Genomic DNA, 15,661 nt, shown 5'->3' on the forward strand with positions numbered 1-15,661 from the left:
GACTTCATATTCTTTCACTACGAGGTTAGTCCTGCTATGTCGTAAAATGAGGTGAATGTATTTGTTGGGAGTTATTATCTATGTCTAAGGCACCCTCTGTGGTTCTCGCTGGCGGCGGCACCGCTGGTCATATTAACCCGATGCTTGCTATAGCACGCGAAATCCGCCGGATTGAGCCGGAAGCTAATATTCTGACTCTTGGTACCGAGGATAAGATGGAAGCTCAATTAGTTCCTGAAGCTGGATTTGATATTGAGTTTATTCCGCGTGTAGCTTTTCCCCGAAGTCTATCGCTTAACGCATTAACCTTTTTACCAAGATTCGCAAAAGCGATTTCGCAAACCCGTAAAATTCTCAAAGATGCGAATGCAGATGTTGTAGTAGGCGTAGGCGGTTATGTGTGTCCGCCAGCATATCTTGCCGCTTTTTTCTCCCGCATTCCTGTTGTTATTCACGAGGCTAATGCAAAGCCCGGTCTGGCGAATAAACTGGGTGGTCCTCTAGCGAAGTTTGTGGGTGTGGCTTTCTCCAACACCCCTTTCCCTCGCGCCAAACTTGTTGGTATGCCCATGAAAGATGAGATCGCGCATCTGAACCGTCGAGCGGCACGAGCACAGGCGAGGCATACTTTAGGTCTTGACCCCGATAAACCCGTTCTGATCGTGACGGGCGGTTCCTTAGGCGCACAAAGCCTTAATAACGCCGTCGCTGAGAACATTACAAATTTTGAGGACTGGGGTTTTCAGGTTTTGCATATTACTGGTAAAGGCAAAGCTATTGTGGATGATTCAGGCGAACCCGTTACAGCCCCAAATTATCGTCAGATTGAGTTTAGCCACGGCATGCAGGATGTTTATGCCGCCGCCGATCTTTTGATAGTCCGTGCTGGAGCCGCAACCGTAAGCGAAGTTGCTGCGGTGGGCGTACCCGCAATTTTTGTTCCGCTCCCGTTTGGTAATGGTGAACAAAGTCTCAATGCTCGTTCTCTGGTTATGGCAGAAGCCGCGCTTCTCATCGAAGATAAGAAAATGACCGGGGCGTGGTTTGCCCGTGAAATTCCATCGTTGATGGCTGATGCTCAGAAGTTAAAAGAAATGGGTCGTCGAGCATATAAATTGGGCATTCGTGATGCCGCACATGTTATGGCTGAGGCAACCCTGAAGGTGGTTAAATAAATGTCCGAACTGATGAACCTTAACATGGTGCTTCCTGAGCCCCTGAACCCGCCATTTCCCGCGCGCGCATCCCTGCAGGAGTTGGGACGTGTGCATTTTGTAGGGATCGGCGGTGCCGGTATGAGTGCTATTGCAACGTTGATGCTGAAAGCTGGTATTCCCGTAAGCGGCTCTGACCGAGCAGAAACGGCGACTATTCAGGCTTTACGTGAAGCGGGCGCTCGTGTTTATACTCCCCAAGATGCTGCGAATATTCACGATATTGATACCGTTGTTATCTCAACGGCCATTCACGAAGATAACCCCGAACTGATTGCGGCTCGTGCTCAGAACCTTCGGGTATTGCACCGCTCTGAGGCTTTGGCTGCCGCTATGGGAGCATCACAGGTTGTAGCGGTTGCTGGCACGCATGGTAAGAGCACAACCAGTTCCATGATTGCCGTCATGCTGGATAAGTTAGGGTTTCACCCGTCTTTCGCGGTAGGAACAGTTATTGCAGGATACGGCAGCAACGCGCGATTGGGGGCCACTGGTGAAGGCTCTTGGTTTGTAGCAGAGGCTGACGAATCCGATGGGTCTTTTGTGCGCTACCAGCCTGCGATCGCAGTGGTTACTAACGTTGAACCTGACCACTTGGATTTCTACGAAACTCCCGAACGCGTGTATGAGGCGTTTAACCGTTTTGTTGCCTCTATGACCCCCGGGGGCGTCTTGGTGACATGCTGGGATGATGAAGGCGCTCGTGCGCTTGCGGAACGTGCGCGCAATGCTGGGATTGAAGTGGTAACTTACGGTCAGTCTACTGAGGCCGATCTACGGGTTTCACGCATTACGAGCCACGGCTCGGAGTCTTCGGCAACACTGCGCTGGTCTTTCGAGTGCGCGAGTAAGCATTACGAAGGCGAGCAGGATGCTCAGCTGCGTGTACCCGGTATTCACAATCAGTTGAACGCAGCGGCAGCTTTTATTACCGCTCTTCTCGCTGGAGCACAACCTGAGGATGCGGCCACCGCGTTATACGGCTTCGTAGGAGCAGATCGACGTTTTACTCTGCGTGGTGACGTAGCGGGTATTAAAGTCTTTGACGATTATGCTCATCACCCAACAGAGGTATTCCGTGCGCTTGAGACCGGCCGCACGGTTGCCGATGGGCATAACCTCTATGTGGTTTTCCAGCCGCATCTGTTCTCACGTACCCAAGAATTTGCCGCCGATTTCGCGCAGGCTCTTTCGAAGGCTGATCGTTCGTATGTACTGGATATTTATCCTGCCCGGGAACTTCCGATTGAGGGAGTCACGAGTGAACTTATCACCGGTGCTGGATTCTCTGAGGTACATTATGCGTCGGATGCAGCTGCTGCCATTGAAGATATTGCTATGTGTGCTGTTCCAGGCGATATTATTATGACCGTTGGTGCAGGTGATGTTACCGCATTAGGAGAGCGTATTCTGCATGAGCTACATGCCCGTTACCCTAAGGAGTAATAGTGGCTAAAGGACGTCAAGAGCGAAAACCGGGCACGGAAGCGTTCGCGACTTCACCGGTACGTACTCCGAAGTTACCGGTTGTTCGCGGCAAAAAGAAAGCTAAACCTGCTGAAGATACGTCAAAATCTTTTGAAGGTATGAGCCCTCAGAACCAGACGAATCCTGTTGAGCAAGAAACTCATACCGAAAGTAAGAGCCAGACGGGTTCTTCCCGTGCAACGTATTCTGAATCTTCAGAGCTCAAGGACCGTGGTATACGTCTGGATGCAGGGGAATCTGAACCGGATGAGCTGGATTCACAATCGGCGAAATCTACGTCTAGTACCTTTGGTCGATGGCGTCGTGAACGTGAGAAGGAACGCCAAACCGAGATAGCGCGGGAACAGGAGATCCGCGAAGAGCAGGGGCGTATCGCCCAATTACGCAATGACCCTGGGCTCGACGGGCTTTTGGCAGAAGACCAAAGTAAGAGTCAGACTTCGAAGCGCCGACGTCCGCTCACTCGCTTGCGGAAAATCCTTTATGGCGTTGGTGCGTTTATGCTTGCTGTGCTTCTATATATCGGTTTGGTCTTTTATTCTCCGCTGCTCTCTGTTCAGACTATTCGAGTTGAAGGCGCTTCGCTATTGGACAGCGTGCAGGTTGAGCAGAAACTGGAACCACTCAAGGGCACGCCGCTGACTCGTATTAATGATCAGAAGGTGCGTGAACTTATAGACCAGGAGCATGTACTGCGCGGCGTGCAGATTGAGGCGCATCCTCCGCATGAACTAGTTGTAACCCTCAAAGAGCGTACCCCTGTTGCCGTCATTCATCAGGACGGGAAATATGTGGTTGTTGATAGTGAGGGAATCAAACTTCGTGAAGTTGAGAATGCTGATGGAATCAATGTTCCGCTTGTCGATGTCGGGCAGGAAGCCCCCCAGGACTCTGCGGCCTTCCGCACGGTTGCAAATGTGCTCTCTGCTTTGCCCTCAACAATCCTGACGCAGGTGAAGGAGGCACGGGCAAGCTCAACCTCAAATATTAACTTAACCTTGAAGGATGGGGTTGTCGTGCAGTGGGGTACAGCTGAAGAGAGTGACCTTAAAGCTAAGGTTTTAACCAAGCTGATGGAGGCGGTACATGAGGACCAGTCAAAAACCGCGCAACAAGGACAAGCTGCTAATAAAGTAAACACTTATGATGTTTCTTCGCCGCGTGTTCCGGTTACTCGTTAGCCTTTAACCTTATGGTTAAGCATCGGGTAAAAAGATAGATTTTTTATAAAAATCTATAAATAATGCACGTCAAATACCTCAGGCAACTAGGAACCTGGTGAAACTGTTGGTATCCTTGCAGATAAAGTCACTATGAGGTTAGGAAGACTAAGGTTCTGCTTGAACCTTTGGGTTTTTCTAGAGATTTACACGAAATAATCGAGGGATAAATGGACGCTGGAACTCCCCAGAACTACTTGGCAGTCATCAAAGTCGTCGGTATCGGTGGCGGTGGCGTCAACGCAGTCAACCGTATGATCGAGGTTGGTCTGCGAGGCGTAGAATTCATCGCTATTAACACAGATGCTCAGGCACTTTTGATGTCTGACGCTGACGTCAAACTTGATGTTGGTCGTGAACTAACTCGCGGTCTCGGAGCGGGCGCAAACCCCGAGGTCGGTCGTCAGGCTGCTGAAGACCACGCCCAGGAAATCGAAGAGGTTATCAAGGGCGCAGACATGGTCTTCGTGACTGCAGGTGAAGGCGGCGGCACCGGTACCGGCGGTGCTCCCGTTGTAGCACGTATTGCACGCTCTTTGGGTGCCCTCACGATCGGCGTGGTAACTCGTCCCTTTACCTTTGAAGGCCGTCGCCGTTCGAACCAGGCGGAAACCGGCATTGCTGCACTTCGTGATGAAGTAGATACCCTCATTGTGATTCCGAACGATCGTTTGCTCTCTATCTCTGATCGCAACGTTTCGATGCTTGACGCATTCAAATCGGCAGATCAGGTTCTTCTCTCCGGTGTGCAGGGTATTACCGACCTGATTACTACTCCGGGTCTGATCAACCTTGACTTTGCAGACGTTAAGTCTGTTATGCAGGGGGCTGGTTCGGCTCTGATGGGCATTGGCTCTGCCGCTGGTGAAGACCGCGCTGTTAAAGCCGCCGAGCTTGCTATCGCATCCCCACTTTTGGAAGCATCCATTGATGGGGCACACGGTGTACTCCTCTCCATTCAGGGCGGTTCCGATCTCGGTCTATTTGAGATCAATGAGGCTGCCCGCCTGGTCCAGGAAGTCGCACATCCTGACGCAAATATTATCTTCGGTGCTGTGATTGATGACGCCTTGGGTGATGAAGCACGTGTGACCGTTATTGCCGCTGGATTTGACGCCGTCAACCCTGAGACTAACACCAACGCTAACAGTTCAGCTTCGGCAAATGCTCAGGCGCAGCGTACCCAGCAGGCATTCGGCGGCTCTGCGCAGGCCGCTCCTGCAGCTCCCGCATCAACCGGATATGGTTTCGGCGGTGCGCAGAATGGTGCTCAGCAGAATGATGTTCCTGCCGCAGCTGGCTTTGATGTTGATCTACCGCCCGTCGTGGAAGAGTCCCCGGCACGGCGCGATACCCTCGATGTGCCCGACTTCCTGAAGTAAGTCGCACACATCCTTTTTAGACATAAGGGAGCCAAGGACATATACGTCCTGGCTCCTTTGTGTATGCTTTGACCTTATGACAGCAGAAAGAACCATGAGTACCCTCAACCCGTTTTACTCCACAGGAACTTATACCAGCGGCCCATATACCGTGCATATCGGATTTACTTCACGGTCGGCCGGTAATTTGGGGCTTCATGTTAATGCGGGCGAGCCCCATACCGCAACGCTGAAAAACCGTGCTGATGTACAAAGTCTCTGTGGTTCAGCTCCTTTCCTCTACCTCAATCAAGTACATGGTGCAGATATTGTATGCGCCGATCATATTCTGAGTACACAGATTTCTCCGAATGACGAGTGTGGGGCATATACGTTGAAACGTGCTGATCAATTACGCGAGCAGGCTCCGCAAGCAGATGCTGCCTACAGTACAACGGGTCAGCCTCTAGCTATTATGGTTGCTGACTGCATTCCACTCGTGTTCGTGGGAGAGAAATCTACCCCACATGACGTGCCCATTATTGCTGTGGCGCATGCAGGGCGTCCTGGGCTACTTGCAGGAGTTATTCAACGCACAGTTGCGACGATGCGAGAGCAGGGCGCAACACAGATTCACGCGTGGTTAGGGCCTAGTATATGCGGAAGTTGCTATGAGGTACCTGAAGATATGCGCGAACATGCGACACGGCAGATTCCTGAAACATACGCTCAGACAAGCCAAGGAACACCAGCTTTAGATTTGCCAGCGGGAGCGATTGCTCTCTTGAATAAGCTGAAGATAGAGGTTTCTACCGACTTGGCAGCCTGCACTTATGAAAGCACCAGCCTCTTTTCGCATCGAGGATTTATGAATCGAGGTGAAGCACCCGGACGTATCGCTGGGCTCGTATGGGTGACGAAACCTTCCTAAGATCTTAAAATCGAAGAAAAGCTGAGTATGAGGGTATATCGGTAAAGGGGACTGATGATGAGCGAAGAACAGACATTGACGTACACCTCGGAACGCGCGCAACAGCTTGCGGATAACTACGCGCGGGTTATGGCGCGCGTCCGCGATGCTGAAGCCGATACCAGTGGTGTGCGCACCGAGCATAGCCCTGCAGTTCGCCTTGTCACCGTGACCAAGTTTTTCCCTGCCTCTGATGTAGCAGCGCTTTACACCCAGGGGGTACGTATTTTTGGTGAGAATCGTGATCAAGAGGCGGCTCCTAAAGCTCGTGCTCTTCGAGCCATCGAAAAACCTGCCGACCCCGCTTACTGGGCGTTTATTGGGCAGTTGCAAACAAATAAGGCAAAGTCCGTCGTAAAATATGCCCATCAGGTACAGTCCGTAGATCGTGCGTCTCTGATTGATTCTTTAGCAAAAGCCTATCGCAACCAAGTAGCTCGCTATGAGGCGGGGGAGCAGGACGCCCCAGCGGCTCTATCCCAAGGAGCTCTAGAATGTCTGATTCAGGTTTCGCTTGAAGCGCAGGCAACGGCCGGGCATGCATCGGAAGGGGCGCGTGGTGGAACGGACCAAGACGAGATTTTAGAGCTTGCTGAGCGTATCGAAGCTCAAGAAGAATTACGCTGTGGGGGTATTATGGCGGTAGCGCCACTGGGTGCGAACCCTGACGAATCCTTTGAAAAACTCTGGGAATTGGCGCAGGGTCTGCGCGCCGAGTTCCCGCATGCAGATCAGATTTCGGCGGGCATGAGTGCAGATTTAGAAGCCGCTATTCGCTGGGGGTCTACGTGTGTGCGGGTAGGAAGCGACATCATGGGGAAGCGAGATTACCCCTAGATTTTTACCGAGTTTTGTTGTGCAAGGCATGCAGCAGATGAGAAATACGCTGATAGGATTTTCAAGCGCTGGTAGAATATACACCTGTGAGGGCTGGTTGACGTCGTCTTTAAGAATATGCATCATCGTCAATAAAGCCCGTGGGAATACCCCCAAAATTCTCTGTGAACATATATAATCGGTGTCGAACCGACAGCATGTGCGGTGCTATTTCCCACGTTAGAATCTCAGGTATCGGTGGAGCGAATCTCCCGCATATATGTGAATGTACGACTGCGAAACGAGAGTAAAGAATGGCGAAACAAGGCGGTGGCAAACTTGCCAATAGCCTCGGTTCTTTCTTCGGCGTGACTCGTTATGGGTCGGAAACTGAAGAATTATCGGAAGGTATGCAGGATGTCCATAGTCATGATTCGACGGATGAGGCATCTATTCCTTCCACTGAAACTCCCGCTCCATCACCTGGAATCCGGCTGAATGCATTACCCACACCAGCATCTGCTAACCCTGATACCGCAGCTATGCCACAGGCAACGGGCGCTGCGGAGCCACTATCTGTAGAATCAGAAGCGATTACGGCATCGTCTGCTTATCAAACTTCAGCTCAGCGGCAAGAAACCAACCAGTTTGCCGCGACTTACACGCCAATCCCACACCGGGAACAGAAAACTAACCGAGAGGAATACCAGGTGCAAAATCACTACGAGACCGACGAGTACCCCTACCCTTCCTCCGGCTACGATCAAGTTCATGAGCTTGATGTGAACTCTTACGGCATTGACGAGGGTCTTGGTGCCGGATACCCCTACGAGGAAGATGAGGACGAATTGCGCCGCATTACAACAATCCACCCCCGCTCATACAACGACGCCAAAATTATTGGTGAAGCGTTTCGTGAGAATATTCCTGTGATTATGAATGTCGCTGAAATGAGCGATTCGGATGCTAAACGTCTTGTGGACTTTGCCTCCGGACTCGCATTCGGGCTCTCAGGTCGCATTGAACGTGTGACCGGGCAGGTATTCTTGCTAACCCCCGAAAACCTAGAGGTACTGGGGGCTGACACGACTCCGGCACCGGGCGCTTTTGAGGCTGAGGGCCCGTTTCCTTTTGACCAGGGGTAATGCATGGGGTACATCTTCGCCATCATTACCATAGCCCTGCACATTCTGTACATTGGGTTGCTCTTGCGGATGCTTCTGGACTGGGTGCGTGTCTTTGTGCCGGGGTGGCGTCCGCGAGGGATTGCCCTGCTGTGCGCCTCTGGAGTGTATGCTCTAACGGACTGGCCTATGAACCAGCTTCGCAAGGTTGTACCGCCACTGCGTATTGGTAATTTCGCCCTTGATACTGGGTTTCTGATTCTGATTTTAGGCGTGGGACTTTTATTGTCAGTGATGACCTCTTTGACACTAACTTTTTCACGCTAAATAACAGTTATATTTCCTGGTCAAAGCATAAATTTTTCTGATATGCATAAAGATGTATGAAGCAATAACGGCGAGGCAGACTTTCCGTCAGGAAATACATTTACTATGATGGTAAGAGGTTCTCTGCGCCGAATTCCTGGAAAATCGGGTCTTGAAGTGTAGAGAAGAGTAGAATAATGGGCGGTACCCTAGCCAGCACCGTAAGTTTATTTAATAAATTTATGGGCATCCCAAAACCTATTCACAGATAACTTTATTCCAAAGGAGATAAGCTGTGGCTATCACCCCCGAAGATCTGATTAACAAGAGCTTCAAAATTGTGAGAAACGAATCCGGGTACGACCGCGATGAGGTTGATAATTACCTTGATGAGCTTGTTGTTGAGCTCCGCGCGCTGTACACCGAAAACGAATCCCTCAAGCGTAAGCTTGCAGCCGCCCAGTCTGGTTCGGCAACTCCGGCGACCAACAATACGTCTTCTTCGTCCGCAACGGCTAAGTCCGCTGCACAGGATAAGACCAGCACCCCAGCACCCGTTGCTGCTGGCGGCGCTCAGGATGCAGCAGGTCTGCTTGCCATGGCCCAGAAACTCCATGACGAATACGTCTCTCAGGGTGAAAAAACCCGTGCAGAACTCGTTGCTAAGGGTGAGAAAGAAGCTAAAGATCTGGTGGCAGCTGCACGTTCTCAGCGTGATGAGGTTCTTTCCAAGCTCACCGATGAGCGTGACAGCTTGGAAATCACCGTGGAATCCCTACGTGGTTTTGAGTCGCGTTACCGTTCGAAGTTGCAGGAACACCTCACCTCTCAGCTTGAAGAGCTGAAGACTCTTAAGTCCTTTGAAGCAGATGCTCGCTAAGCTCTAAGTTTCGATACCTTTTTATAAACACCGTCCGCATCCGTGGCAAGAAGAACTTTGCTACTGGCTTTGCGGGCGGTTGTTTATACCTGGCTTAAGATAAGCTAGAGGAGGGCGAATTCAGGTACAACATCCGCCGCCCCGCTCATTGCCCTTCACCGAGGAGATACATGGAATCTGAAGAGACCACTGCGTCTGCCGCTGGTTCAACAGCATCGCATAAATCTGTTACGCGCATACTCTCATCATGCGGCGCATGGGTAGTCGGGATTCTAACGGCTCTTATTATTTTTTTCATTGACCAGGGCACAAAGCTTCTGGTGGTTACCAAGATGCAGATTGGGGAGCGCATCCCCGTGATCGATGGTCTTCTGTGGTGGTATTCCATCAGGAATTCTGGCGCTGCCTTTTCTCTCGGCGAGAATGCAACCTGGATATTTACGGTTATTATGGCGCTTGCCGCTGCAACCGTCCTTTACCTCTTCCGAAGGACGCGGGCTCTGAACTGGACCCTTGCCCTTGGAGGGCTGCTGGGCGGTGTTCTCGGAAACCTTTTTGATCGTCTTTTCCGTGAGCCAGGATTCGGTATGGGACACGTGGTGGACTTTATTTCGGTGCCTAACTTTGCCATCTTTAATATTGCCGATTCGGCGATCTGCGTTTGTATGGCTTTAATCGTACTGCTTAACTTTCGTGGCATAACGCTGCTTGGTACACGCGCTAAATCCTCTGCGAAGAAGGCTTCCGCACTATCTACCCACGTGAAAACTCAGAAGATCTCCGAAGGGGAATAATTGACCGATAATGTTGCGCCAGCAGGCATAACCGCCGAGTTCGATGTTTCTGAGGCTCTAGTAGGTATGCGATTGGACGCTGCTCTCGCCGGTGCCCTTGAGATACCGCGTACCCGCGCATCCGGCTGGATTCGCGACGGGCATGTGCGTGTGGTTCAGCGTGGAAATGAGCTGAAAATCGGTAAGTCGCATAAACTGTCCGCAGGCGAGACTGTGTTTGTGAATGCGCCTGCTCCGCGTGACCTTGCCGATATTCAGCCCGAAAAGGTAGATGGCTTCGGCATAGTCTATTGTGATGACGATATTGTGGTGGTCGATAAACCTGCTGGTGTTGCCGCGCATCCTTCTCACGGGTGGCATGGGCCCACTGTTCTTTCGGCTCTTCTGGGAGAAGGCGTTACCGTGGCTACCTCCGGGGCGGCGGAGCGTCAGGGGATTGTACATCGGCTGGACGTCGGCACTAGCGGGCTTATGGTGGTGGCACGCAGCGAGCGGGCATATACCGAGCTTAAACGTGCCTTTAAGGATCGTACCGTTGAGAAGGTATATCATACCCTGGTACAAGGACTGCCGGATCCTCTCATGGGGACTATTGATGCTCCTATCGGCAGGCATCCCGGGCATGAATGGAAATTCGCCGTTATTGAGGATGGACGTTCTTCTATTACCCACTATGAAACTTTGGAATCTTTCGGGTCTGCCTCTCTTGTTGAGGTGCATTTAGAAACGGGACGGACTCACCAGATCCGTGTGCATTTCTCTTCATTACGGCACCCCTGTTGCGGCGACCTCACTTATGGAGCCGACCCCCGGTTTAGCGCCGAACTTGGCCTGACCCGGCAGTGGCTGCATGCGCATCGTCTAGGGTTCACTCACCCTACCACCGGAGAGCGCGTTGAATTTGAGAGCCCCTATCCGCAGGATTTAGACTATGCACTTGAGGCACTTCGCACCGGGAACATTACTAGAGCATAACTAAAACTCAGTCAGCACACTAAGAGACCAACAACCACAGCTAACGAGGAGAAAACGTGGCTAAGAAGGGCTTCGCGCATCTGCACGTGCATACCGAATATTCCATGCTGGACGGCGCTGCCCGCCTAGGCGATCTCTTTCAATACGCACGGGAACTCGGAATGGACTCGATGGCGACCAGCGACCACGGGTTCCTTTTCGGTGCGTTCGACTTTTGGCGCCAAGCAAAGGCCAACGATATTAAACCCATTATCGGTGTGGAAGCGTACCTGACTCCCGGAACCCACCGTACCGACCGTTCACGTGTGCGCTGGGGCGATGGCTCTCGCGACGACGTTTCCGGTGGTGGTGCATACACCCACATGACTATGTGGGCGGAAACCACCGAGGGCATGCACAATCTTTTCCGCGCATCATCTGTCGCCTCACTGGAAGGTCAGCTGTACAAGCCGCGTATGGACCGCGAAGTACTGCAAACCTACTCTAAAGGGCTCATCGCCACGACCGGATGTCCTTCCGGAGAAATTCAGACTCGTCTGCGTTTGGGTCAGTACCAAGAGGCAGTCGCAGCGGCAGCAGAATTCCGTGACATTTTTGGCAAAGATAACTTCTATTGTGAGGTCATGGATCACGGGCTTGATATCGAGCGTAATGTGCAAGCAGATCTGCACCGTCTGGCCAAGGAACTCAACCTGCCGTTTGTCGCGACGAACGATCTGCACTACACTCGCCAAGAAGATCACACCGCGCACGCTGCACTTTTGTGCGTGCAGTCCGGTTCGACCCTGACCGACCCTAAACGCTTTAAATTCGATGCGGACAACTTCTACCTGCGCTCGCCGGAAGAGATGTATCAGATATTCGGCGATGTTCCGGGTGCCTGCGAGAACACTCTTGAAATCGCCGAACGATGCAACGTCGAGTTCAATACCAAAGCGAACTATATGCCAAACTTCCCTGTACCCGAGGGGGAAAACGAAGAATCCTGGTTCGTGAAGGAAGTTGAACGAGGACTGCACTACCGATTCCCTAATGGCGTGCCCGATAAGGTACGTGAACAAGCCGAATATGAGGTAGGCGTTATCACCTCCATGGGGTTCCCCGGATACTTCCTGGTGGTGGCTGACTTTATCAACTGGGCAAAGAACAACGGTATCCGTGTGGGCCCAGGGCGTGGCTCCGGCGCAGGCTCGATGGTCGCCTACGCCATGCGTATTACCGATCTGAACCCGCTCAATCACGACCTGATTTTTGAGCGCTTCCTCAACCCCGACCGCGTGTCGATGCCCGACTTCGATGTGGACTTTGACGATCGCCGCCGCGCCGAAGTGATCGACTATGTGACCGAGAAATATGGCGAAGACAAAGTCGCACAGATCGTCACCTTCGGAACTATTAAGGCGAAGCAGGCGCTCAAAGATGCTTCTCGTGTGATGGATCAGCCCTATTCGGTAGGTGAGCGCCTCACGAAGGCGATGCCGCCGGACGTTATGGGTAAGAACATTGCACTTGCCAATGTGTATAACCCCGAAGATAAGCGCTACTCCGAAGCGGGCGATCTGCGTGCACTTATCGAGGACCCGGTCGATAAGATTTACGGCGAAGTCTTCGAGACCGCAAAAGGTCTGGAAGGTCTGAAACGTCAGTGGGGCGTGCACGCCGCGGGCGTTATCATGTCGAGCAAAAACCTGACTGACGTGATTCCCGTGATGCGCCGCGAGGCTGATGGGCAGGTTATTACCCAGTTTGATTACCCCACCTGTGAAGGCCTGGGTCTTATCAAAATGGACTTCTTGGGTCTTCGCAATTTGACGATTATTTCTGATGCGCTAGATAACGTCAAGATGAACCGCGGCATAGAGATAGACCTCGAAAACCTAGAGGTTGATGACAAAGAATCCTACCGCCTATTGGCGCGTGGCGACACCTTAGGCGTATTCCAGCTCGACGGTGGTCCGATGCGCAGCCTGCTTAAACTCATGGAGCCCGAAGAGTTCGAGCATATTTCCGCTGTGCTTGCCCTGTACCGCCCTGGACCTATGGGTGCGAACTCGCATACGAACTATGCCCTTCGTAAGAACGGTAAGCAAGAGATTCAGCCGATTCACCCCGAGCTTGAAGAGCCTCTTGCCGAGATTCTTGATACTACCTATGGCCTGATTGTGTATCAGGAGCAGGTGATGGCGATCGCCCAGAAGGTTGCAAATTATACGCTGGGTGAAGCGGATCTGCTGCGTCGCGCGATGGGTAAGAAGAAGAAAGCTGAGCTGGATAAACAATATGAGGCTTTCCACGATGGCATGATTTCTAACGGGTACTCGGAGGGCGCAGTTAAGGCCCTGTGGGATATTCTGCTTCCGTTTTCCGATTACGCATTCAACAAAGCCCATACTGCGGCATACGGTTTGGTATCGTACTGGACCGCCTATTTGAAGGCGCATTATCCGCAGGAATATATGGCGGCTCTGCTAACGAGTGTGGGCGATAACAAGGATAAGCTGGCTCTGTACCTCAACGAATGCCGTGCCATGGGTATTACCGTGCTGCCCCCGGATGTGAACGAATCCACCCTGACCTTTGCGCCTGTGGGGAAGGATATCCGTTTCGGCATGGGCGCTATTCGTAACGTGGGCGCAAACGTGGTCGATGGCATGATTGCAGCCCGCGAAGAGAAGGGGCACTTCGAGTCTTTCAACGACTTCCTGAAGAAAGTTCCGCTGGTTGTGTGTAATAAACGCACCATTGAATCGCTGATTAAGGCGGGTGCTTTCGATGAGCTGAAACATACTCGCCGTTCGCTTTCGCTGGTACACGAGTCGGCAGTAGACGCGGCGGTCTCCGTAAAGCGCAAAGAGGCGGCAGGACAGTTCGACCTCTTCGGATCCCTGGGTATGGATGATGCACTCGGTGATGATCTTTCGGTGACAGTTCCAGATATTCCCGACTGGGAACGCCGCGAGAAACTGAATTTCGAACGTGAAATGCTGGGTCTGTACGTTTCCGATCATCCGCTGCGCGGTCTGGAACGTGCACTTTCGGACGCGGCAACCGCATCTGTGCACGATATTATCGACGAGGACTCGCATATTCGCGACGGCGAAGTGGTAACGATCGCGGGCATGCTCACGAGTGTTTCGCGGCGTATTGCCAAGTCGAGTGGTAACCAGTATGCGTCGGTAGAGCTTGAGGACTCATCGGGCGCTACCCTGACCGTCATGTTCTTTTCCCGTGCATATGAGACGATGGGCAACGCCCTGGCAGATGACCTGATTTGTTCTATTAAGGGTCGTATTCAGCGGCGTGATGACGGCAGCGTGAATATGAGCGCCCAGGAAATGCAGATTCTTGAACTGAGCGATGATGGTCGCGGCGCCCCGATTACGATTTCGGTGCCCGAGTACCACGTGACGGAGGACCGTCTTAAAGAGCTGAAGGACGTTCTGCGCGATCATCGCGGGAATGTGGATGTCCGGATGCTCCTGCGCACTCGCGATAAAGAACAGCTGGTCCTTCTGGATTCGAGTGTGCGAGTTGATCCCAATCCCAGCCTCTTTGGTGAGATTAAGACGATTTTCGGTCCCAGCTGCATTCGCCGGTAGGGGAGAAGCCCTCAATATCTAGCGGTATGGGTAAGGCTTATTCAGGAGGGGTAATTCCCCTGGATAATCCTTACCGAACCGTTAGGTCAGCTCTTCAGAGATCTACACGGCGGGCTAAAACTGGGTGTTAAACCATCGTGGGCGTGGCTAGGATGGACACAAGCCTCTGACGGTTCTCTTGACGGCATCGGTAAAATAAGAATGATGATGCTCGACGCGGGTGCTGCACAGTGCCCATCTGAGGAGACACCATGTATTGCCCGTACTGCAAGCACACAGACTCTCGCGTAGTAGATTCGCGAACCACCGACGACGGCGCGGCTATCCGCCGCCGCCGCCAATGTACCGCGTGCAGTCGGCGTTTTACAACCGTTGAAACAACCACTATTTCCGTTATTAAACGCTCCGGTGTGACCGAGCCATTCGACCGTTCTAAGATTGCTGCCGGTGTGCGTAAAGCCTGCCAGGGGCGTCCGGTGGGTGAAGACGATTTGGCAAAACTTGCTCAAGAAGTCGAAGAGCTTATTCGGGCCCGCGGACTCGCCGAAATTAACGCGCACGAGGTGGGACTTACCATCCTTGAACCGCTCTCCAAACTGGATGCGGTAGCCTACCTGCGCTTTGCCAGCGTTTACCAAGCGTTCGAGAACCTTGAAGACTTTGAATCCGCGATCGCTCTTCTGCGTGAAGACCGCGTGGGAGACGCAGAGCCTCCCGAGGACGCGGTAGCCTCTTCGGATAAAACTTCCCAAGACAAACGAGATAAAGACGCGAAGCCCGCGAAGAAAAATACCGCCAAAACTACCAAGGCTCGCTCCGGGAAATCAAACGAGAGCAACCCGCTTCAGGGGACGTTCCTCTAAAACTTCAACAGCTACTCCTCGCGAGCAGATAGTATTTTGACGAGCAGATAG

Annotated in this window: 12 protein-coding genes and 1 pseudogene; all 13 read left to right on the forward strand. The window is 52.3% G+C overall.

Translation table 11 applies throughout. The features are described 5' to 3' along the window. The first annotated feature begins 80 nt into the window (after window positions 1–80). The 13 genes and pseudogenes from murG to nrdR all read left to right on the forward strand — a co-directional run bounded on the left by murG (window position 81) and on the right by nrdR (window position 15,610). The gene (gene murG, locus HMPREF2625_RS07135) at window positions 81–1,175 is read left to right on the forward strand and encodes an undecaprenyldiphospho-muramoylpentapeptide beta-N-acetylglucosaminyltransferase (protein WP_048751959.1); all 1,095 of its coding nucleotides are present in this window, start codon (window positions 81–83) and stop codon (window positions 1,173–1,175) included. Further along, window positions 1,176–2,660, forward strand: a complete 1,485-nt coding sequence (murC, locus tag HMPREF2625_RS07140) for a UDP-N-acetylmuramate--L-alanine ligase (protein ID WP_070523446.1) — start codon at window positions 1,176–1,178, stop codon at window positions 2,658–2,660. It abuts the gene before it with no gap. Window positions 2,661–2,662: 2 nt separating this feature from the next. Next, complete coding sequence (locus HMPREF2625_RS07145) at window positions 2,663–3,883, forward strand: cell division protein FtsQ/DivIB (RefSeq protein WP_246826740.1); 1,221 nt, start codon at window positions 2,663–2,665, stop codon at window positions 3,881–3,883. A gap of 209 nt (window positions 3,884–4,092) precedes the next feature. Then, complete coding sequence (gene ftsZ / locus HMPREF2625_RS07150) at window positions 4,093–5,304, forward strand: cell division protein FtsZ (protein WP_048751957.1); 1,212 nt, start codon at window positions 4,093–4,095, stop codon at window positions 5,302–5,304. Window positions 5,305–5,398: 94 nt separating this feature from the next. Beyond that, on the forward strand, window positions 5,399–6,214 hold the full coding sequence (locus HMPREF2625_RS07155) for a purine nucleoside phosphorylase YfiH/LACC1 family protein (protein ID WP_048751955.1): 816 nt from the start codon (window positions 5,399–5,401) through the stop codon (window positions 6,212–6,214). 54 nt (window positions 6,215–6,268) lie between these two features. Next, complete coding sequence (locus HMPREF2625_RS07160; RefSeq protein WP_048751954.1) at window positions 6,269–7,090, forward strand: YggS family pyridoxal phosphate-dependent enzyme; 822 nt, start codon at window positions 6,269–6,271, stop codon at window positions 7,088–7,090. Window positions 7,091–7,902: 812 nt separating this feature from the next. Then, window positions 7,903–8,214 (forward strand): annotated as a pseudogene (locus HMPREF2625_RS11060) (cell division protein SepF); the annotation flags it as partial. Between the two features lie 3 nt (window positions 8,215–8,217). After that, window positions 8,218–8,520, forward strand: a complete 303-nt coding sequence (locus tag HMPREF2625_RS07170) for a YggT family protein (protein WP_004004398.1) — start codon at window positions 8,218–8,220, stop codon at window positions 8,518–8,520. A 274-nt stretch (window positions 8,521–8,794) separates the two neighbouring features. Beyond that, window positions 8,795–9,379 carry a DivIVA domain-containing protein gene (locus tag HMPREF2625_RS07175; RefSeq protein WP_013398846.1) on the forward strand — a complete coding sequence of 195 codons (585 nt, stop codon included), beginning with the start codon at window positions 8,795–8,797 and terminating at the stop codon, window positions 9,377–9,379. Between the two features lie 170 nt (window positions 9,380–9,549). Next, on the forward strand, window positions 9,550–10,173 hold the full coding sequence (gene lspA, locus HMPREF2625_RS07180) for a signal peptidase II (protein WP_004004400.1): 624 nt from the start codon (window positions 9,550–9,552) through the stop codon (window positions 10,171–10,173). A 66-nt stretch (window positions 10,174–10,239) separates the two neighbouring features. Further along, on the forward strand, window positions 10,240–11,148 hold the full coding sequence (locus HMPREF2625_RS07185; protein WP_004004401.1) for an RluA family pseudouridine synthase: 909 nt from the start codon (window positions 10,240–10,242) through the stop codon (window positions 11,146–11,148). Window positions 11,149–11,204: 56 nt separating this feature from the next. Then, window positions 11,205–14,747: a DNA polymerase III subunit alpha gene (gene dnaE, locus HMPREF2625_RS07190; protein ID WP_013398849.1), complete on the forward strand. Its 3,543-nt coding sequence runs from the start codon at window positions 11,205–11,207 to the stop codon at window positions 14,745–14,747. A 251-nt stretch (window positions 14,748–14,998) separates the two neighbouring features. Beyond that, the gene (gene nrdR, locus HMPREF2625_RS07195) at window positions 14,999–15,610 is read left to right on the forward strand and encodes a transcriptional regulator NrdR (RefSeq protein WP_070523452.1); all 612 of its coding nucleotides are present in this window, start codon (window positions 14,999–15,001) and stop codon (window positions 15,608–15,610) included. Window positions 15,611–15,661: the final 51 nt, after the last annotated feature.

This window comes from Rothia sp. HMSC064D08 (assembly GCF_001809525.1).
GTDB classification, from domain to species: Bacteria; Actinomycetota; Actinomycetes; order Actinomycetales; family Micrococcaceae; genus Rothia; species Rothia dentocariosa.

What these genes read in the sequence shown, in the direction of transcription:
- murG (WP_048751959.1), top strand. Translation starts at nt 81, where the DNA reads ATGTCTAAGGCACCCTCTGTGGTTCTCGCTGGCGGCGGCACCGCTGGT.
- lspA (WP_004004400.1), top strand. Translation starts at nt 9,550, where the DNA reads ATGGAATCTGAAGAGACCACTGCGTCTGCCGCTGGTTCAACAGCATCG.
- HMPREF2625_RS07185 (WP_004004401.1), top strand. Translation starts at nt 10,240, where the DNA reads ATGCGATTGGACGCTGCTCTCGCCGGTGCCCTTGAGATACCGCGTACC.
- murC (WP_070523446.1), top strand. Translation starts at nt 1,176, where the DNA reads ATGTCCGAACTGATGAACCTTAACATGGTGCTTCCTGAGCCCCTGAAC.
- nrdR (WP_070523452.1), top strand. Translation starts at nt 14,999, where the DNA reads ATGTATTGCCCGTACTGCAAGCACACAGACTCTCGCGTAGTAGATTCG.
- HMPREF2625_RS07160 (WP_048751954.1), top strand. Translation starts at nt 6,269, where the DNA reads ATGATGAGCGAAGAACAGACATTGACGTACACCTCGGAACGCGCGCAA.
- ftsZ (WP_048751957.1), top strand. Translation starts at nt 4,093, where the DNA reads ATGGACGCTGGAACTCCCCAGAACTACTTGGCAGTCATCAAAGTCGTC.
- HMPREF2625_RS07155 (WP_048751955.1), top strand. Translation starts at nt 5,399, where the DNA reads ATGAGTACCCTCAACCCGTTTTACTCCACAGGAACTTATACCAGCGGC.
- HMPREF2625_RS07170 (WP_004004398.1), top strand. Translation starts at nt 8,218, where the DNA reads ATGGGGTACATCTTCGCCATCATTACCATAGCCCTGCACATTCTGTAC.